The organism is Consotaella aegiceratis, assembly GCF_036541425.1.
GTDB classification, from domain to species: Bacteria; Pseudomonadota; Alphaproteobacteria; order Rhizobiales; family Rhizobiaceae; genus Consotaella; species Consotaella aegiceratis.
In genome coordinates, this window is record NZ_JAZHFT010000018.1 from 74,910 (window position 1) to 93,499 (window position 18,590).

An 18,590-nucleotide genomic window follows, 5' to 3' on the forward strand; every position below is an offset into this window, starting at 1 on the left:
TTCGGCGCGTTTCAGGCGCCGAACGGTGTCCGCTTGGAGGTCGACCCCATGGTCTCGACCCGAAACTTGAAAAACAATCGGAACGACACGCATGACACTGCCTTTCGACACACGGTCGCTCGCCACCGGCCAGCGTTCGTTCGGACCGGGCAACCCCGCCTACCCGCTCTTGCCTGCGATGCTGCGCGGCTGCACCGAGACCTCGACGGAGGACATGCAGTTCCCCCTCGAGATCTCCTACGACTACGCAAGCGTCACGAGCGCAAGGTTTGCGCGCGGCAGTATTTGGAGCGACTGGGAAGAGCTTCTGCCGCCGCGTCATCCGAAGGTGGACATGCCGGTGGGCGGCACGCCGCTCGTCGACGTCTCGGCTCTGGCTCCCGAGCGATTTGCCGACCGGCGCGTCCTGGTCAAGGACGAGAGCCGAAATCCGACATGGAGCCACAAGGACCGCCTGAACACATTCACCGTCAGCGCCGCGCTCTGCGAAGAGGCGAAGACGATCATCGTTGCCTCTTCGGGAAATCACGGTGTCTCGGCGGCGGCAATCGCCAGCCGGGCCGGGCTGAACTGCATCGTCCTGACCATGCCGGAGGTCAGCGGCGCCTTCCGCGACATGATCTTCGGATATGGGGCCTATCCGGTTTTCCTGGCAGCCGATGCACGTTGGCCGGCGATGCGTGCACTCCAGGAACTTCCCGGTTTCTATCCGGTCAGCAACCTTACCTCGGTTCACACCGGACACCCCTGGGGACCGGAGGGCTATAAGACCCTGGCTTACGAGATCCTCGCCGATCTGGACGGCGAAGTGCCTGCCGCGGTCGTCGTACCCACGGGCTATGGCGAGATGCTCTACGGCATCTGCAAGGGCTTTCGCGAGGCCATGCAGCTTGGCCACACCGATCGTATGCCGCAACTGATCTCGGTCGAGCCTGCGGCCCGTGGCCCGCTTTACCACGCGATGAAGTCCGGACTGCCAGCCGCAACGGTCGAGGCGCGGCCCACGATCCAGTCCGGGACAGCCACGACCGTCAACGGTTACCGGGCCGTCGCCGCGATCAGGGAAAGCAAGGGCAGAACTCTTCTGGTCACCGACGATGCCGCGCGCCGTGCCAACAGGCTGCTGGGCCGACAGGGCCTCTGGCAAGAAGTGTCGTCGAGCGCGACGCTTGCGGGTCTCGATCAGATCGAGGCCTTCGACGGCGAGGGCCCCGTCGTGCTCATCGGTTGCTCGACAGGGCTCAAGGAGCCGACCGCACCGAGGCGCGTAATGGAAGTGACCCCCGACCTGGCCTCGCTGCGCCGCTATCTGAAGACAGAGTTCGGTTTCGAACTCTGATCCCTGGCCGGGGTTTGCCGAAGGAGGCAACCATGTCCGATATCGAAGCCGTGCTTGCGGAGATCGACGCCAACCTGGATAGGTCGACCGCCAAGCTTCTGAAGCTCATGTCCATTCCGTCGATTTCGAGTGAGCCCGCCGGCGCACCTGGCATTATGGAGGCGGCCGTCTGGCTGGAACGGGAGCTTGCGACGCTGGGTTTCGACGCGAGGGTCATGACCACGGCGGGTCATCCCCTGGTTCTCGCCCATTCAGCGGGAGCCGCCGAGGAAGCCGGACCCCGGCTGCTCTTCTACGGGCACTACGACGTCCAGCCGGTGGGCGATCGTGCGCAGTGGAGCCGCCCGCCTTTCGAACCCGAGATGGTCGAGGAGGACGGACTTCACCGCATATACGGGCGCGGCGCTTCGGACAGCAAGAGCCAGCTTTGGAGCTTAATCGAGGCGCTGCGGGCCTGGAGGACCGTGAAGGGGCAATTTCCCGGCAGGATCACCGTTCTGCTCGAGGGCGAGGAAGAGTCGGGTTCGGCAAGCCTGCCCGCCTTCATCGAAGCGAACGCCGAGGCGCTGCGATGCGACGTCGCCTTCATTTGCGACTCCGACATGTGGTCTCCGACAGAGCCTGCCGTTACCACCCAGCTCAAAGGCCTGTTGCACGAAAAGGTCACCATCTTCGTGCCGAACCCCGACCTTCATTCGGGCTATTTCGGCGCCGTGACCGCCAATCCTATCCGCATACTGAGCGGGATCCTCGCGAGCCTTCACGACGACGACGGTCGGGTAACGATCCCAGGTTTCTACGACGGCGTTCGCGACATCCCCGAGGATCTGCGCGAACAATGGCGCCACCTTTCGGAAGACGCCCATATCCTTGAAAGCGCCGACCTGCGAGGCGGCGTGATCGAAAAGGGGTACGCGCCGCTGGAAGCGATCTGGGGACGCCCGACGCTCGACATGAATGGCATCACCGGCGGCAACCAGGGGCCGGGAGAACGCTCTGTGCTGCCGGGTTCCGCCTCGGCGCGCCTCTCGTTCCGCCTCGTCGACGGGCAAGATCCCGTCAGCGTCCGCGAAGCCTTCCGGCGGTTCGTTGTCAGCCGCGTCCCGTCAGGTTGCAGAGCCATGTTCGAGGGGTCTGAAGGCAGCGGAGCGGTGGTCATGTCGCCCGACAATCCCTTCGTGCAGGCCGTCAGACGCGGTCAAGAAGCCGAATGGCGCAAACCAACCATTCTGAAGGGCAGCGGCGGGGCCGTGCCTTTGGCACAATTGTTCAAAGACGTGCTCGGCGTCGATTGCATCGTGATCGGCTTCATTCTTGCGGACGACGCGATCCACGCACCGGACGAACGTTACGACATCGAGCGTCTCCACAAGGGGATACGCAGCTGGGCCCGAATTCTGGAAGAGATCGAAACCATGCCGCGCTGATTTCACAGTCGCGTTCGACGGAATCTCATGAACTCATTTTCCCCGACCACTGCCGATTGAGCGACCTGTTGCAACTGTCCGGTTCTGGGAAGGGTCACCCTTGAAACCGTCCGTTCGGAGCGTTTCCTTTGTCCGGCTCTGGGTCGGAAATACCAGCGCGGGCATCGCCACCTGGGCGTTGCCTTTCGTTCTGGGCTTCGCCGTTTCGGCCGGGTCCCTTTCCGCCGCGCATCTGGGAATCTGTCTGGCGATCCGTACCGTGGGATTCCTGATTGCAGTCCCGGTCGGCGGTGTGCTGGCCGATCGAACGGGACGGCGGCTTCTCATCCTCAAAGCCAGCTTGATCGCGGCGTGCGGGACTGTTCTCATCCCGGTGACCTTGGGCAACGAGAGCATCGTCGGCAGCGTGCTGTTTGCTTTCGGGATGGTCCTTTCGGGAGCGGGGCAAGGCGGCTGCCGACCAGCCCACCAATCCCTCATCGCGCTCATTGTCACGCGTGCCAACCTGCAACCGGCGAACGCTGCGCTCAGTCTCTCGATCCGCCTCACGAATCTGGTTGGACCGGCCGCGGCGACATTGATCGCCACGACGCTTGGGCTCGAGGCCGCGTTCCCGCGTGTCTTCCTTGGACTTCATCGTCTCCTACGGTTTCGCGCCGGTGGGCTTGGCCGCGATCGTCCCCCTTTCCGACCGGTTCGGCATCGCACCGGTTCTTCTGACCACCTCGGTGATTTGCTTCGGCGCGCCGCTGATCGCCAGTGCGGTGCCGGCGGCCTCAGGTTTTCGCGTGTCCTCCCGCTCCAATCCAAAGCGCGGATGACCGGCTCAATATCAGTCTGTGTTCAATTCGAACGGTCGCGTTTGCGGCATCGGCGGGAAAGGAAGGCGAATGACAAGCCAGGTTTGGACCACGATCGACTTCGACAAGCGGGGCGTTCAGTCTGACTTCGCCCGGGTTCTCAATTCCTCGAACAGTTCGGCCTATGGCTGGATTCCAGTTCCGATGATCTGTTTCAACGGGGGACCGGGACCGACCGCCCTGCTAACGGCCGGAACTCACGGCGACGAATATGAGGGGCAGATTGCACTGCGTCGGGTGATGCGCGCGCTTTCCCAGACCAAGGTCGCCGGGCGCGTCATCGTCCTGCCGGCGCTCAATCTCCCGGCAGTCGTCGCGGGTAAGAGAAACTCGCCGCTGGACGACGGCAATTTGAACCGGCTGTTTCCCGGCTCGGAGGACGGAACCGTCACGGCCCGGATCGCTCACTATGTCACGGAAGTGCTTTTCTCGATGGCCGATTACGTTCTGGATCTGCATTCAGGCGGAAGCTCGCTCGACTACATGCCGGTGGCGTTCGCGCACCGGGGGCGGACGGCAGAACAGACGCAGCGTATTCAAGCTCTTCTGGAGAGTTTCGGCACGCCAAACAGCATCCTGACGGATGGGCGTGGCGGCGGCGGCGGCTCTACCCTCTATGCTTGCGCCGCGGCTCGCGGCCTTGCAGCACTGACGACGGAACTCGGTGGAGGGCCGGGACTGTCGCGGGACGGGCTCGCGCTTGGCGAGGCCGGCGTGCGCCGGGTATTGCGCGATCTCGGGATGGCGCCGGACCTCGAGGCGCCGGATGTCGAGCCGACACGGATGTTGCGGATGCTTCCGCCAGAAACTGCAATCTATGCGATGTCCGACGGCTTCCTGGAGCCTTGCGCCGCGGTCGGCTCGAAGGTGCAGGCGGGTGACCTCGCCGGTCTCCTCCACCCGCTGAACGATCCGACCGGCGATCCGATCGCGTTGCGCTTTACGACGGACGGGCTCGTGATCTACCGCCGGTTTCCGGCATTGACGGCGGCCGGCGATGCCTTGTTCGGCCTCGCAGCGCCCGCCTGATCGAAGGTAGCGCGCCAGGCGAGCCTGTCGATCCGGAGCCGGATCAGCCCGTATTGCCGATGGGTTGCAGCGGATTGAATTCGCCGACGAATTCGTTGTTGTTTCCGGGGAAGGACAGCCTGACCCAGGTCAGAACGTCGTCATAAACCCAGCTCCGCCGCTCCGAGACGAGCACGGGTTCGCCCGGATCGAGGGCGAGCGCCTGCACGATCCGGCGGTCTGGGCGGGCGGCGCGGACCGTGTTCACGAGCTTGGTGCAAGGCAGCCGCGACAGCAGCCATTCGTTCGGCAGCGCTTCCTTGAAGGTCACGAATTCCACCTCGGGAATCACCGATATGCGGATCAGCCGCTCTTCGAAGACCTCGCCCGCACCGTTCGCCTTGTGAAGCAGGGTCAGCCGTAAAAGGCGCTCGTCAGGCTCGACGTCCGTCCAGATGGGAGCGTCCCGGCCCTTCACGATGTTGTGGTCGAGGATTTCGTGACTGTAGGACCGTCCAGCGTTCTCGATCTTCTTGCGGATGTCGATCACTCCGATCACGGCGTGATTGTCCGTCCGCTCGCTCACGAATGTGCCGTGACGGCGCCGGCGCGTGACGACCTTGGAACTGGCAAGGTTCTTGAAAACCCGTATCAGAGGGGTCCGCGATACGCCGAGGACGGCCGCCAGTTCCTCTTCGGGGGGCAGGCGATGGCCCGGCGGCCATGCCCCGCTCTGGATCTTGTTGCGGATCGCCCGTTCGATCTGTTGGTAGGGCGGCCCCTCCCCATCCAGCTGCAGATCCAACGATCCGCCGTCGTGATTGTTCTTTGTCATGATGCCACCCTATTGGCGGGAATCGCCAAGACAAAGGGAAATCGGAATGCGGGTCGAGGGCGACATCCGAACCTCCTATCCGCCATGGCGCAACGATGGAACGCAACCGCAGCGCGCGTTCGCTTCAGAGATATCCTCCATCTGTGCGGAGCCGGTGCCGCTTGTCCGCCGCGGCCGCCTCGCAGCTGTCTCGAAAGACACGTCCACAACCCTCTGGAGCAGCCGCAACATCTCTTAACAACTCACAATCCGCAATCGAAACGGGATCGATAGAGATATCCGCAACGTCCACGGCGAAGGCGGAAAGCCGCTCGCCATATCCGATCTGCCGGAGGTCTTCATGTCGTTTTCGTTCCGCAATGCCGCCCGTTTGCCCGTCGTTGGTGTGAGCGCCCTCGCGGGGGTGGCAACGCCGTTCTTCGATGCAGCGCTCGCCGCCGATGCGGTCGAGGGTGACGCGATCCCACTGCCGGTTTATGAGGCACCTGACCCCGCGCGATTTGGAGGCCTGCGCCAGCAGCTCGGCGAATGGGACGTGATGCTCGGGGCCGGTGCCATGGTCGAGCCGAAATACGAAGGCAGCGACGAATTCGAGATCACCCCCGTACCCTTCATCTCGGCAACCTTCGGCGATCGGCTGACGATCGATCCGGGCGGCGTGACCGCCGACCTCTACGAAACCGGTCCCCTGAAGTTCTCGGCCACGCTGGGATACGAAGGTGGCCGCAATGAAGACGATGCCGACGAGTTGGACGGCCTTGGAGATATCGATTTCGGCGTCACCGTCGGCGGCCGCGCTTCAGCGACGTTCGGGCCAGCGGAGTTTTATGCCTCGGTGGAAAAGACGATCGAGGGCAGCGAAGGCCTTCTCGGTGTCGCCGGCATCGAGCTGACCCACGCCTTCACGCCATCCCTGCTCCTTGGCCTCGGCGCTTCGGCGACCTATGCCGACGACAATCATATGGAAGCCTATTTCGGCATCGACGCGGACCAGGCCCGGCGGTCCGGGTATGAAACATTCGACGCGGAGGCCGGCTTCAAGCGGGTCGATTTCACTGCCTCGGCGACCGTCGCCTTCACAGAAAACTGGTTCGCGCGCGGCGAGGCGGACGTCGGCATCCTTGTCGGCGACGCCGCCGACAGCCCGATCGTCAAGGAAGAGGTGCAGCCGTCGGGCATGCTTCTGATCGGCTATCGCTTCTGAACGGTTCGAGGCGCAGCCGGTGTCCGCTCCGGCTGCGCAATCGCCAGCTTTCCGAAAACGAGGGACTGTCATGGCTCGGCAGAGACCTGCATGGCGTTCGGTGTCGCATTGGGCGGCGAGTTCGGCCGTCCTGACGCTTGCCCTTTTCATGCCGTCATGGCCGAGCTCGGCCAGCGACGCGCCGGCGCCGAGTGCTCCGACGGTCAGCGTGGTCCATGCGCAAACGGGCGAGATCGCCAACCACATCCGGCTGACCGGTTCGCTGGTGCCCCGTCACGAAAGCTTGGTGACCGTCGACCTGGAACGCGGCGCGCGGATCGTCAGCATCCTCGGCGAGGTCGGCGATAGGGTCGCGCAGGGATAGGTGCTCGCCCGGCTGGACGACACTTCGATCCGGATCGAGCTCGACGTGAATTCGGCCAACCTTCAGCGTGTCGAGGCGGCGATCGCCCAGGCGCGCAGCCAGATCGCCGATGCGAAAGTGGCGCAAGAACAGGCCGATTCCGCTCTCGACCGCGGCCGCAGGCGATCGAGGATACGCAGGCCGTCGCCGCGACGATTTCCGAACGTCTCGCCGAGGTACCGGATGTCCGCTCGGTGTTCGTTCAGGGCGGCGCCGACGCTTCCGGCGTGCGGGAAATGCGCCGCATGGCAGCGCTTCTCGATCTGGGGCCGGCGGAAGACCGGGACCGCCCCCTTTCCGCCATCGAGCCGGAGGTCGCCGCAGCCCGTATCTTCGAGCGTCGAGCCGGGCGAGAGTTCGACGGAGCTTGTCCGGGGTTGCCGATATCCGCTTCGAAATTCTCAATAACAGAGGTGGTCGCGACGTCGCCTTTTCCGTCCTCGGACGGGACGGCGCGGCGGCCAGTACGGCGGCGGATCGCATCCTGAAGGAGCTCGCCGCGAAGGCGATCGCAGTCGACGTGACGTCGAGCGGCCTGGCCGAGCGGCCGGTCCTGGCCATGCATGTCGACGCGGATCGGGCGGCCGATGCCGGCATCTCCGCCGAGGCGATCGCCGCGACGTTGCGCGTGTCGACGATGGGCGCGTCGGGCGAGGACCTGCCCGTGTTCGTGGACGGGAGCCGCCGAATTCCGATCCGCCTGCAATTGTCCGACGAGGCTCGCGACGATCTGAGCGTCCTCAAGGCTCTGCGGATTCCATCCCGGACCGGCACTCCCTTGCCCTTGTCGCAGTTCGCCGACATCGCCTTCGGAACGGACGTCTCGACCATCGAACGTCTCAATCGCGAACGGCGGATCGATATCGGTTTCGATGTGCCGGAAGGCGTGGCCCCGGCGAAGGGCTCGCAGCCGCCCGATCGCTCCCATGCCGGACTGGCCGGTCCGGTCGAACGCAGCGTCGACGTTCATGTCAGCCGCATCCGCCAGAAGATCGAGGCCGATCCCCGCGAGCCGGTTCTCCTGAAGACGATAAGGCTGGGCGGCTACATGTTCACCGCCCAGGTCGAGTCCGCCTGACGCGGCTCCTCAGGGCAGGAGGACGAAGACCGGCATTGGAGAACGTCTGTGTCCCGCAAATGCCCGCCGCAGGTCAAACACCCCTCTCATAAGAGGCCGGCGCTGATCATCGCCTGCTGAGCCGGATGCATTTGCTTGGCTGCCCGAACTTCGGTGCCCGGCCGCGTGAAGCCGTCTCAATTAGCGGCTCCGAAGAAGCCCATCGGTCGTGGCGAAAGCGGCATGCGGAACGGCCGGCGGAACGTCTCCTGTCCATTTCTCGACCGAAACCAGAGCCAGCTGGCCGGCGCAGCCCTGGCTGAGGGACGAAGCACCGCCGTCGGAGGTGACGGCATTGGGATTGCCGTTGACGCAGGTCAGCCCCGCGCCGGGAAGTTCGACGGGCGCATACCAGGCCCCGGTGGACAATTGCACGATGCCCGGGGCGATCGCGTCGGAAACCTCGGCCGCGGCGAGCACGCTTCCCCGATCGTTCCACAGACGGATCACGTCGCCATCCGCCACACCCAGACCGGCAGCGTCCTGGGGATTGAGGCGGGCCGGTTCACGTCCCGCGGTCTTGCCTGACATCGACGTGTCGCCGAAATCGAGCTGGCTGTGCAGGCGGCGCGCGGGCTGGTTGGCGACGAGTTGAAACGGGTGCTTTGCCGCCAGGTCCGCACCCAGCCATTCGCGAGGCGGAAGCCACGCCGGATGGCCCGGCAGTCCGGCCTTGGCGACGACGTCCGACCATATCTCGATCCGGCCGCTTGGCGTCGGCAAGGGATGGGCGACCGGGTCGCGGTGAAAGCGGCGGATGATCCCCTCCTCCTCGCGCAGCGGCAGAGCCACGATGCCTCCCTGACGGAACGTATCGAAATCAGGGGCTTCCATGCCGCGCTCGACCAGTGCGGTACGGGTCGGCTCGTACATCTCGCGCATCCACTCCACCGCATCGCGGCCTTCGGAAAAGGCCGGCGCGCAGCCAAGCCGCTCGGCGAGCGAACAGAAGATGTCGTAGTCGTCTCGCGGGCCGGAAGTCTCGTCGCCACGACGTTCGACCAGCGGCTCCATGGCGAAGAGGAAGGGATCGTTGCCGCTGGCGCCGATATCTTCGCGCTCGGCGGTGATCGTGGCGGGAAACACGATGTCGGCATGGCGGGTCGATGCGGTGGCGACGCTGTCATGCATGATGATCGTTTCGGGCCGGGCGAACGCCGCCCGCAGCTTCGACAGGTCCTGATGGTGATGAAACGGGTTGCCGCCGGCCCAGTAGACCAGGCGGATGTCGGCGTAGGTCCGCGTCTCGCCCTTGTAGGTGTAGGACTTGCCCGGGTTCAGAAGCAGTTCGGAAATCCGCGCCACGGGGATGAAGTCGTCGACGCCGTTCCTGCCTTGCGGCAGCGTCGGCAGCGGCACGGCGAGCTTGTCCTTGCCGATATTGCCGATCGAGCCGAACCCATAGCAGAATCCGGCCCCCGGCAGGCCGCCCTGCCCGAGCATCGCCGCAAGCGTCAGGCCCATCCAGACCGGCTGCTCGCCGTTTTCCGAGCGCTGCAGCGAATAGGTGACGCTGATCAGCGTTCGTTTGGCCGCCGCTCGGTCGGCGAGGTCGGCGATGGCCTCCGCCGGGACACCGCAGATCGCCGCCGCCCATTCCGGCGTCTTGGCAATACCGTCCTCCTCCCCGGTCAGATAGGCTTCGAACCGGTCATATCCGGTGGTGTAGCGCTTCAGATAGGCTCGGTCGACGCGCCCGGTCGTATGGAGCCGATTGGCCATCCCGAGCATCAAGGCGGTGTCCGTCGCAGGGCGAGGCGCGAGCCGGGTCAGGTTTGCGACATCCGCCATGTCGTCGGCGAGCGGACTGATCGAGACGAATTCGCAACCCCGTTCGGCGGCCGCGGCGATAACGGAGCGCGCGACATGCTGAGAATTGCCCCCGGAGCTCACCGCGAGGTTGCGCAGCGGCAGGCCTCCGAAGGAAATCAGAAGTTCCGTATCGTCTCTCAGTTCGCTCCAATAGGGATGGTCCCGGGTGAGAACGGAGGAATTGCCCCAAACGAGAGACAGGATCACCGAGCCTGCACCGGTCGAATAGGTATCGACGCTCCGGACATAGCCGCCGAACGCCGTGTTCAGGAAGCGATGCACCTGGCTCTGAGCATGGTGGAACCGCCCCGCCGACGACCAGCCGTAGGAGCCGCCGAAGACATGCGCGCCGGGTAACGGACCGCCTTCCCCGTGATCCGGCCCCGCGCCAAGGCGGCGCAGTTCGGATGCGGCGAGATCGAGCGCTTCGTTCCACTCCATCGCGACATAGCCTTCGCTGCCGCGGCGGGCATCTGGACCCGGCCCGTCCTGGAGCCAGCCGCGTCGGACCAGCGGCTTTTTCAGCCGGGCAGGATGATCGATCGCCGCCGGGATGTTGGCCAACAGCGGCGAGGGATCGGGATCCTGGTCAAACGGCTTGAGTTCCAGCCGTCCGTCGCGCATGCACGCACTGAAGGCGCCCCAATGGCTGCTATGCTGGCGAAAGCGTTCGATCGTCATGGTCCGCACCTTCTCATTGCGATCATACCCAAGGGTGGGCCGGATGCGCTCACCTTCGCCGAAGCGGAAGACGCATCGACGACGGCGAGATGCTGGCCGTCGTGCTACCGACAAGCTCGGCTTCGTCTGTACCGATCTGGCCCATGCCCGCCACGTCGACGCAAGGCCAGCCGGGGCCGGCCGGCGGGTCGGCCGGCCGCGAGACAAAACGCATTGTTTCGTTCATAGAGCGCGAGGCCTCCTCGATTAAGGCGTTTGGCCGGCCGGCGTCTCGATGAAGTGAAAGAGCTCATCGGCCTTCCAGGAGGCATTTGCGTCGGCAAAGCGGTCGCACCAGTCGACCAGCCCGGCCGGGTCCGTCTGGAGGGGCGTCAAGGCGAGCACGGCACGGGTGCGCTCGATCATCGCCTCATGCGACCAAGGCGCTTCCGGGTCGCCTTGGCGAAAGCTGCGCTCCTCGCTCAAGTCACCCGTCTTGCCATGGATCGTCACACGGGCGGGGCGCTCGGCAGGAAAGCGAGCGGTAAACGCCGGGTCCTCGCGCAATTTGACGGTGTCGGCGCGGCTGCGGATCTGCGCGTCGGCGAGAAGCGCGTCGTTCAAGCCCGAAAAGCTCGGCGGCCTGGCGCACAGAACGGCGGCGATGCAGAAGGCGGTCGCGAATTTCGCATCGGCGACGGTTTGCGGATTCTCGCCCACCGCAATGGCCAGGGCGCCGGCGGGAAGGTCGACGGTAACGGGCGCGTCGCCGGCCGCGAATAGCGGATCAGCCTTGGCGAGCGCCGCCGCGCAGTCGAGCGCGGAATGCATCTGCCCGCAGACCGGCCAACCCTTGACGGTCACCCGATGGATCATCGGCTCATCGCCGGGGATGAGCCAGTCGGGATCGCAGTCATCCAGCTTCCAGGCTGCACGCATGCCGCGCGGGCCTTCGAGGATGCGGACCGCGCTAGGAATGCCGGCTTCGGCAAGACGGGCCGCGGCGATGCCGTTGCGCACCGCGGTTGCGGCATGGAAGGCCTTGGCTGCCTTTGCATCGTCGTCCAGAAAAGCCCACAGCCCGGCGGCTTGGGTTCCCGCATGACCGAGGGCGGCGAGCGTCGCCGCCTCATCGAGGCCGATGGCACGCGCGGCGGCGGCGGCAGCGCCCAGGCTGCCCGCCGTCGCGGTCGTGTGGCAAATCCCATAATGCCGCGCGCCGAGATAACTGCCGACCCTGAGCACGGTTTCGATCCCTGCCACGATCGCGGCAGCGGCGGTCTTCGCATCAAGCCCCCTCGCCTCGGCAAGCGCCATGACGGCGGGCACCACCGTGATTCCTGGATGCGAGGTCGAATCCCGATGCGCGTCATCCACTTCGAACAGGTGGCTGATCGCTGCATTGGTCGCCGCTGCTGCGGAGAGCGGATGTCGCCCCGGCGTCGCGACCACGCTGCAAGGCCCCGTGGCACCCGACTCCAGAAGCCCCTGGCGATAGGCATCGAGAAGGTTATGCCCGGTGCCCGCCAGAAGCGCCGACGACCAGTCGAGGAGCGTCATCCATAGCCGCTCCCGCAGCCTTTTGTCGTCGCCATCGAAGCGAGCGGTGGCGATGTAGCGGGCAAGCGGCTGAAGCGCGGGTGCCGTCATGCCTTGCCCATTGCCACCGGCAGGGCGAGGCCGGCCTCCGGCGCCTTCGGATCGATCCGATTCCGCCTGGCTTTTTTCGTTTCGATCGGCCTCGGCGAACGAGCCGCCGAGGCGCAGTTGGGAGCCAACAGGATCACGCCAGCTCCTCTGACAGCGTGTCGCGACGCCGGCGACGCGCCAGCAGTGGCGGCAGGAGGAGCGAGAGGATTGCAACGACAAGGATCGCGCCAGAGATCGGCCGAGTGAAGAAGGGCCAGACCGAGCCCTGGCCGAAGGCGAGCGCCAGCGCCAGCTGCCGTTCCGCCATCGGCCCGAGGATGAGCCCGAGGATGACCGGCAGCACCGGCACGCGGGCGATGTGCAGGAAATAGCCGAGCAGTCCAAAACCGAGGAAGCAGTAGACATCAAACATGCGGTTGTTCAGCGCATAGCTTCCGACCGTGCAGAGCACCAGGAGCACGGGAATGACGTACTGGCGCGGCACGGCGATTGCCCGGACGACCAACGGGATAAAGAAATGATAGAAGACGGTGCAGAAAAAGAAGGCGATGAAGAAGGAAATGAAGACCACCCACACCACATCGCCATGATCGCGGAAGAGAAGCGGGCCGGGGTCGATTCCGTGCAGCATGAAGGCGCCGAGCATCATCAGCGTCGAGGCATCGCCCGGAATGCCGAGGGTGAGCATGGGGATGAGCGCTCCGCCCATGGAGGCGTTGTTGGCGGCCTCCGGCGAGGAGATGGATTCCGGCAGGACTCCGGTGCCATAGAGCTCCGGCTTCTTCGAGGCGCGGCGCGCCTGGCTGTAGGCGACGATGTTGGAAAGGCCCGGCCCGACGCCCGGCAGGATGCCGATGACGATGCCGATCAAAGTCGAGCGGCCGAGGTCGCGCGGCCGCGAGACGACTTCGCGGAAGGCGGAAAGGAAGCGGCCAAGTTCGAATTTCACTTTCAGGATCGTCGCGTTCTGCCCGATGTCGTCGCTGTCGCGCAGGAGCTGAGGGATGGCATAAAGGCCGATCAGCGCGGGCAATTCGTTGAACCCGGACTCGAGGGCCGTGAACCCGAAGGTGAGGCGCACCTGACCGGAGGCTTCGTCGAGCCCGACGAGCGCCAGGGCAAGCCCGATGAAAGCGGCCATGAAGGCCTTGACGGCGCGGCCTTTCGGCGACATCGCCGAAATGCAGGAAAAGGTAAAGACGACCAGCGCGAAATATTCCCACGGCCCGAAGCGAAGGGCGACCTTGGCGAGGAGCGGCGCGATGAAGACGAGGGCGAAGCCAGACAGAACGCCGCCGATCATCGAGGCATAGACGCCGATGCCGAGCGCCCGGACCGCCTCCCCGCGCGCCGCCATAGGGTGGCCATCGAGGCAGGTTGCGGCCGAAGCGGGCGTTCCGGGGATATTGAGAAGGATTGCGCCGACCAGGCCGCCCGAAATCGCGCCGCAATAGACGCCCATCAGCAGCGAAAGCGCGAGATTGAGGTCCATCGCATAGGTCAGCGGCACCAGGAGCGCGATCGCCATGGTGCTCGTGAGCCCCGGGATGGCGCCGATGACGAGACCTCCCGCAACCCCGATCGCCGTGACGAAAAGCGCCATTGGCTGAAGAGCGGCGGCGAGACCTTGACCAAAGAATTCATACATCGCAATCGCTCCGTTCAGGGCAGGAAGGCTTGCAGATAGACGACCAGCAGAACGTAGACCGCGCCGACCGTCGCAGCCGATATGGCGGCGGCGAGAAGCACGTCCCCAAGACCGCGTCGCGGAGAAAGGGAGACGATGGTGGCAAAGCAGAAGATTGCCGTCGCATAGGTGAAATGCAGCGTCTCGATGAGCAGCAGATAAGCGATGAACAGGACGAGCAAGGTCACGCGCTTCGAGGCGAAGGCCCGCGACCACATGAACGAAAAGCCGGCATCGTTCGCCGGTCGGGCCGCGAAGATCACTCGCCCGGTTTCGACGACGCCCACCAAAAGGCCGGTGCCGATCACCAGCCATGGATAGAGCTTCGCCGACACGACCGCAGAATTGAGGTCGCCGAGCCGGGATAGCCTCGAGGCTGCGACCAACATGACGAGAAGGTATATCGCCGAAAACAGAAGATCGTTCTTGCGCATGGCTGTCGAGTTCCGTGGCTAATGGTCGTTACTGGCTCAAGGGCCGCCGGTCGCGCCGCGTTCTGGCGTTGCTGCTGGGCTGAACGGAGGCCCGGCCATGACGCCGGGCCTCCACGACGCCTTATTGGCTTTCTGCCAGATTGAACTTCTTCGCCAGGCTTTCGATTCGCGCGTAGCGTTCGGCAAGCGCCTTGTCGAGTTCGTCGCCCGATTTGGCCGAGACGGTCATCGACTGGGAATTGAGTTTCTCCTGGCAGGTCGTGTCATTTGCGGCTTCGATCCACGCCTTGCTCAGGGTATCGATCACGTCCTTCGGGGTATTCTTCGGCGCAAAGGTCGTGAAGATCATGGGAAACTGGCTGTCAACGCCCTGCTCTTCCGCCGTTTCGGCATTCTTCAGGCGCGGATCCCGCATATCGGAAAGAATCGCGACGGGCTTCAGGTCCCCCGAGTCGACATAGGGCGCAGCCGCGCCAACGGCGGTCGGCACCAGCGTCAGATTTCCCTGCATCGATGCGACGATGCGCTCCTTGTCACCCGACATCGGGATCGTTCGAAGGGTGGCGGGATCGATGCCGGCGGCGTCGAGGAAGTCGAGCACCGCAAAATGCGAAAAGCCGGCAAGCGCCGTGCCGATCGTGTACTTGCCGGGGTCTGCGGCGACCATCTCCTTCAACGACTTTTCGCTGTCCATGCCGTAGCTCGATCCGGCGAAAATGCCGTAATTCATCGCCACGGTCTGGGCGACCGGCGCGAAGGCCGTGTAGTTGTAGTCGGAACGGCCGGTGGCCTTACCCATGTCGGTGCCCTGATGGGCCCAGAGCAGTTCGTAGCCGTCCGGCCGCGCGTCGCGGACTTCCACCTCGCCGATCTTGCCGCGCGCGCCGGTGACGTTCTTCACCAGGACCTTCTGGTTGAGATGCGATTCCAGACATTGCGCAAAGACGCGGGCCGAGACGTCGGAGCCGCCGCCGGGGCTGAAGGGAACGACGAGTTCGATGGGCTTGTCCGGGAAAGCGAAGGCCGGCACGGACATTGCCGTCGTCAAGGCCAATGCGAAGAACAGTCGTTTGGTCATTTCGGTCTTCCTCCCTTTGAATGCCGTTTGGCGGTGTTTTTTCGCCGCGAATGGACTGTTCGTCCCCCCGCGCGGCGCGGGTGGCAAGGATCAGCCGCCGGCGGCGGCGACCCAGGACGCGTTTTTCTCCCGAGCGATCACTCGGTCGATGCATTCGCCGATCGCGCCGAGATAGGCCTCGGGCCGCGTCAGATCCTCGAGTTCCCGATCGGTGAAGGCGTTGGCGATCTCGTGATGGTCTCGCAAGGCGGCCGCGAAGCTCTCGCCGCTCTCGATGCCTTTCATCGAGGCTTCGTAGAGCCATTCATGCGCGGTGTTCTTGCCGACGCGCCCCCCGAGTTCCAGCATCACCCGCTCCGACAGGAGATAGCCGCGCATCGTGTCGACGTTCTTGGCCATTCTCGCCTTGTCGACGCGCAGATCCTTAAGAAGCGCGCCGGCCTGGAAGAGCGCCGCCCCGGTGACCAGAACGGCTTCCGGCACGGCCTTCCATTCCGACTTCCAGGCGATGCCGTCGCGCTCGTGCTCCTGGACCATGGCCTCGAGCATCATCGCCGCCGAATAGCGCACCGAGCGCGACAGCATGGCGACGTTTTCCGCAGCCACCGGGTTGCGCTTGTGCGGCATGGTGGAGGAGCCGAGCTTACCCGCGGTGAAGCCCTCTTCCACTTCGGCGAATTCGTTGCGCTGGAGATTGAATAGCTCGTTGCCGATCTTGCCGAGAGTCCCCGCGATTATCGCGAGCAGGGCGACATATTCGGCGATCCGGTCACGCGCCGGCGCCCAGCTGATATCGGTGGCGCCCAGACCGAGCTTCCTGGCGACGCGTGCCTGGATCTCTCTGGCCTGAGGCCCATAGCTTGCCTGGCTGCCGACGGCGCCGACCAGCATCACGACAAAGACCCGGGGCTCGGCCTGCGCGAGCCTCTCGGCATGGCGTGACAGCTCGTCCAGCCAGATCGCACATTTATGCCCGAAGGTGATGGGCAGCGCCTGGATGCCATGGGTGCGCCCGACCATGATCGTATCGCGATGCTCGCCCGACAGACGCAAGAGCTCGCGGCCGATCACGCCGAGATCGCGCTGAACGATCTTGTGCGCCTCGTGGAGCTGCAGGATCAGCCCGGTATCGACCACGTCCTGGGTGGTCGCCCCATAGTGCAGATTTTCCGCTGCCTCGGGGCTGATGCTCTTCTGCACTTGCTTGAGAAGCGGCACCAAAGTGTGCTTGATCCGACGCACATCCTCGGCCACGGCGAGAATGTCCACCTTCTCGATGTCGCAGGCGGCGGTGATCTCTTCGGCCGCGGCCTTCGGAATGACGCCGAGTTCGGCCTGGGTTTCGGCGAGAGCGGCTTCGAAATCCAGCCATTTCTGCAGACGATTCTCCTCGGAGAACACCGCCCGAAGTTCGGGGGTGCTCCAAAGATGCTGCATCGTATGCATGTCGAAAACGGATATCGACACGATCAGGCTCCTCCCCAGCCCAGCCTTTCCGGCTCGATTTATGCCCCGCCGCGAGCCCTTGTCGCCAACCCGCTGCGGACCACCGCCGCACGCTTCGACCTCACCCTTCGGCGGTCGGGTTCCGCCTTGTCCTCCGGCGCGCCGATCATAACTTGACTCCCAACGACGTTTCATTATATGAAATATCGTTCATTTAATAAAACAAGATGAAAGGTACTTGTCAATGGGTGGGAACCTGGCGGGCAACGGGGCCGCATCGTGACGGGCGGAAAAATCGTTCCCCCGAACGGGGTTCTGGAGCGCGCGCTGTGGCTGATGTCGCAATTCTCGATGTCGCGGCGGCGTTTGCACTTGCGCGAACTGGCTGCGCTGTCGGGGCTCGACAAAGCGACGGCCTATCGGGCGCTCAAGGTCCTGGTGGAGTGGAACTATCTCGAGAGGGGTACGGACGGGAGCTATTCTCCGGGACCGGCGAACCTTCGATTGGCATCATTGTTCAAGGCGACGTCGAACTTCATCGCCAGGCTGGAAGGGCCGATCGCCGCCATCAGCCGACGGGTCAACCAGACCGCAGCCTTCTTCGTGCGCTCCAACGAGGAACGCATCTGCCTGGTGCGGGACCACGCCTTTCAGGATTTCCGCTATTTCATCGAGGTGGGCGGCTCGGTCGCCCTCGACGAAGGCGGTGCGGCGGCTCAGCTGCTGCTCGCCTTCACCGACGAGGACAACGACCGTCGAGCGAAAACGCGGGCCGATGGCTATTACATTTCGCGCGGCGAGCGCAATAAGCACTTCGCCTCCGTCGCCGTTCCGCTGTTTGAATCGGACGGGCTCTTTCTGGGTGCGGTCACCATTACCGGCATGGGCGTCGATCTCGCCGACGAGGATCTGATCGGCTTTATCGACGTCGTTCGCCAGGAGGTCGCTGCGGCGGGATTCTCGGCGTGCTTTCCTCAATGATCCCAGCCTGAGCGCGGCAACCGCATCGAGACCGCCTGCCTGCCGTCTTCCGAAGGCTGCAGCGGACAGATGAGCCTGATCAGCGAACGCCTCTTGGCGCGGTCATTCGGCTTGTCAGCGTCATGACCGATGATCCGGGATATATCGAGCTGGATCAGACACCCCTGCAGACCATCGAGAACCCGTTCGGTACGAAATTGCCCCCCATGTCTCCGGGTCGGACCAAGGGATGGCGGTCGCGGAGGAGCGCTGCCGTCATTTTAGCGCTTTGGCAAATTTCTTCGCTGACAGGGCGCCGCGCGCGTGGCACATCTCCTTGAGCGTGCCGAGCGGGTCGGTGACCACGGCCAGCATCTCGCCGCCGGGCAGCTCCTTGGCCAGAAGCCGATGCGATTCTTCCTCGAAGTGCCAGCGGACGCCGTCAGCCCAGGCGACCTGCCCGTCCAGATGCAGCGGCGCCTCGGCCACCATCCGGTCGCCGTCCCACAGATACGCCGTGCCGACCACAGGCGGGCGGTCCGCCGGTCCGCCGGTCCGCCGTCAGCGGCATCGTCGTTGGCAGCAGCCGGCATCGCCCGTGGACTGCCGTCCTCGCCCAGCAGCGACGGCCAGCGCCAGGCCAAGCGCTCGCGCTCGGCGCCGCTGAAGC

General features: G+C 64.7%; 16 protein-coding genes and 1 pseudogene. 9 read left to right on the plus strand and 8 right to left on the minus strand.

The annotated features are described in order from the left end of the window. The first annotated feature begins 91 nt into the window (after positions 1–91). The 5 genes and pseudogenes from SMD10_RS13640 (at position 92) to SMD10_RS13660 (ending at position 4,655) form a co-directional block, all read left to right on the plus strand. Positions 92–1,339, plus strand: a complete 1,248-nt coding sequence (locus tag SMD10_RS13640) for a threonine synthase (RefSeq protein WP_331686257.1) — start codon at positions 92–94, stop codon at positions 1,337–1,339. Next, complete coding sequence (locus SMD10_RS13645) at positions 1,228–2,766, plus strand: M20/M25/M40 family metallo-hydrolase (RefSeq protein WP_331686258.1); 1,539 nt, start codon at positions 1,228–1,230, stop codon at positions 2,764–2,766. Before SMD10_RS13640 ends, SMD10_RS13645 begins: the two co-directional genes overlap by 112 nt. Before the next feature lie 100 nt (positions 2,767–2,866). Beyond that, a pseudogene (locus tag SMD10_RS25595) lies at positions 2,867–3,319 on the plus strand (MFS transporter); the annotation flags it as partial. Between the two features lie 73 nt (positions 3,320–3,392). Continuing rightward, positions 3,393–3,587, plus strand: coding sequence for a hypothetical protein (locus tag SMD10_RS13655; RefSeq protein ID WP_331686260.1), 195 nt, complete (start codon positions 3,393–3,395; stop codon positions 3,585–3,587). 69 nt (positions 3,588–3,656) lie between these two features. After that, positions 3,657–4,655 (plus strand): succinylglutamate desuccinylase/aspartoacylase family protein, encoded by a 999-nt coding sequence (locus tag SMD10_RS13660; RefSeq protein ID WP_331686261.1) that lies wholly within the window; start codon positions 3,657–3,659, stop codon positions 4,653–4,655. Positions 4,656–4,698: 43 nt separating this feature from the next. Here the strand turns inward: SMD10_RS13660 and SMD10_RS13665 are convergent, their stop codons facing one another. Then, entirely contained in the window at positions 4,699–5,469 is a 771-nt protein-coding gene (locus SMD10_RS13665) for a GntR family transcriptional regulator (RefSeq protein WP_331686262.1), read from the minus strand. Between the two features lie 340 nt (positions 5,470–5,809). On the opposite strand from SMD10_RS13665, the gene SMD10_RS13670 reads away from it, so the two are divergent. The 3 genes from SMD10_RS13670 (at position 5,810) to SMD10_RS13680 (ending at position 8,154) form a co-directional block, all read left to right on the plus strand. After that, entirely contained in the window at positions 5,810–6,673 is an 864-nt protein-coding gene (locus tag SMD10_RS13670) for a MipA/OmpV family protein (RefSeq protein WP_331686263.1), read from the plus strand. Positions 6,674–6,743: 70 nt separating this feature from the next. Continuing rightward, complete coding sequence (locus SMD10_RS13675) at positions 6,744–7,037, plus strand: hypothetical protein (protein ID WP_331686264.1); 294 nt, start codon at positions 6,744–6,746, stop codon at positions 7,035–7,037. 406 nt (positions 7,038–7,443) lie between these two features. Beyond that, entirely contained in the window at positions 7,444–8,154 is a 711-nt protein-coding gene (locus tag SMD10_RS13680; protein ID WP_331686265.1) for a winged helix-turn-helix domain-containing protein, read from the plus strand. 180 nt (positions 8,155–8,334) lie between these two features. Here the strand turns inward: SMD10_RS13680 and SMD10_RS13685 are convergent, their stop codons facing one another. The 6 genes from SMD10_RS13685 to purB all read right to left on the minus strand — a co-directional run bounded on the left by SMD10_RS13685 (position 8,335) and on the right by purB (position 16,981). Further along, entirely contained in the window at positions 8,335–10,686 is a 2,352-nt protein-coding gene (locus SMD10_RS13685; RefSeq protein WP_331686266.1) for a molybdopterin-dependent oxidoreductase, read from the minus strand. Between the two features lie 246 nt (positions 10,687–10,932). Continuing rightward, positions 10,933–12,315, minus strand: coding sequence for an MmgE/PrpD family protein (locus SMD10_RS13690; protein ID WP_331686267.1), 1,383 nt, complete (start codon positions 12,313–12,315; stop codon positions 10,933–10,935). Between the two features lie 133 nt (positions 12,316–12,448). Further along, positions 12,449–13,963: a tripartite tricarboxylate transporter permease gene (locus SMD10_RS13695; RefSeq protein WP_331686268.1), complete on the minus strand. Its 1,515-nt coding sequence runs from the start codon at positions 13,961–13,963 to the stop codon at positions 12,449–12,451. Positions 13,964–13,977: 14 nt separating this feature from the next. Further along, complete coding sequence (locus SMD10_RS13700; RefSeq protein WP_331686269.1) at positions 13,978–14,436, minus strand: tripartite tricarboxylate transporter TctB family protein; 459 nt, start codon at positions 14,434–14,436, stop codon at positions 13,978–13,980. Between the two features lie 121 nt (positions 14,437–14,557). Continuing rightward, positions 14,558–15,514: a Bug family tripartite tricarboxylate transporter substrate binding protein gene (locus SMD10_RS13705; protein ID WP_331686270.1), complete on the minus strand. Its 957-nt coding sequence runs from the start codon at positions 15,512–15,514 to the stop codon at positions 14,558–14,560. Positions 15,515–15,604: 90 nt separating this feature from the next. Continuing rightward, on the minus strand, positions 15,605–16,981 hold the full coding sequence (gene purB, locus SMD10_RS13710; RefSeq protein ID WP_331686271.1) for an adenylosuccinate lyase: 1,377 nt from the start codon (positions 16,979–16,981) through the stop codon (positions 15,605–15,607). Between the two features lie 258 nt (positions 16,982–17,239). Between purB and SMD10_RS13715 the strand changes: the two genes are divergently transcribed. Next, positions 17,240–17,941, plus strand: a complete 702-nt coding sequence (locus tag SMD10_RS13715) for an IclR family transcriptional regulator (RefSeq protein WP_331686272.1) — start codon at positions 17,240–17,242, stop codon at positions 17,939–17,941. A gap of 255 nt (positions 17,942–18,196) precedes the next feature. On the opposite strand, the gene SMD10_RS13720 is transcribed toward SMD10_RS13715, so the two are convergent. Beyond that, positions 18,197–18,448 carry a hypothetical protein gene (locus SMD10_RS13720; protein ID WP_331686273.1) on the minus strand — a complete coding sequence of 84 codons (252 nt, stop codon included), beginning with the start codon at positions 18,446–18,448 and terminating at the stop codon, positions 18,197–18,199. Between the last annotated feature and the right edge of the window lie 142 nt (positions 18,449–18,590).

Excerpts from the sequence above, each read along its gene's own strand:
- SMD10_RS13665 (WP_331686262.1), bottom strand. The coding sequence starts at position 5,469 with ATGACAAAGAACAATCACGACGGCGGATCGTTGGATCTGCAGCTGGAT.
- SMD10_RS13705 (WP_331686270.1), bottom strand. The coding sequence starts at position 15,514 with ATGACCAAACGACTGTTCTTCGCATTGGCCTTGACGACGGCAATGTCC.
- SMD10_RS13685 (WP_331686266.1), bottom strand. The coding sequence starts at position 10,686 with ATGACGATCGAACGCTTTCGCCAGCATAGCAGCCATTGGGGCGCCTTC.
- SMD10_RS13675 (WP_331686264.1), top strand. The coding sequence starts at position 6,744 with ATGGCTCGGCAGAGACCTGCATGGCGTTCGGTGTCGCATTGGGCGGCG.
- SMD10_RS13700 (WP_331686269.1), bottom strand. The coding sequence starts at position 14,436 with ATGCGCAAGAACGATCTTCTGTTTTCGGCGATATACCTTCTCGTCATG.
- SMD10_RS13660 (WP_331686261.1), top strand. The coding sequence starts at position 3,657 with ATGACAAGCCAGGTTTGGACCACGATCGACTTCGACAAGCGGGGCGTT.
- SMD10_RS13670 (WP_331686263.1), top strand. The coding sequence starts at position 5,810 with ATGTCGTTTTCGTTCCGCAATGCCGCCCGTTTGCCCGTCGTTGGTGTG.
- SMD10_RS13690 (WP_331686267.1), bottom strand. The coding sequence starts at position 12,315 with ATGACGGCACCCGCGCTTCAGCCGCTTGCCCGCTACATCGCCACCGCT.
- SMD10_RS13695 (WP_331686268.1), bottom strand. The coding sequence starts at position 13,963 with ATGTATGAATTCTTTGGTCAAGGTCTCGCCGCCGCTCTTCAGCCAATG.
- SMD10_RS13640 (WP_331686257.1), top strand. The coding sequence starts at position 92 with ATGACACTGCCTTTCGACACACGGTCGCTCGCCACCGGCCAGCGTTCG.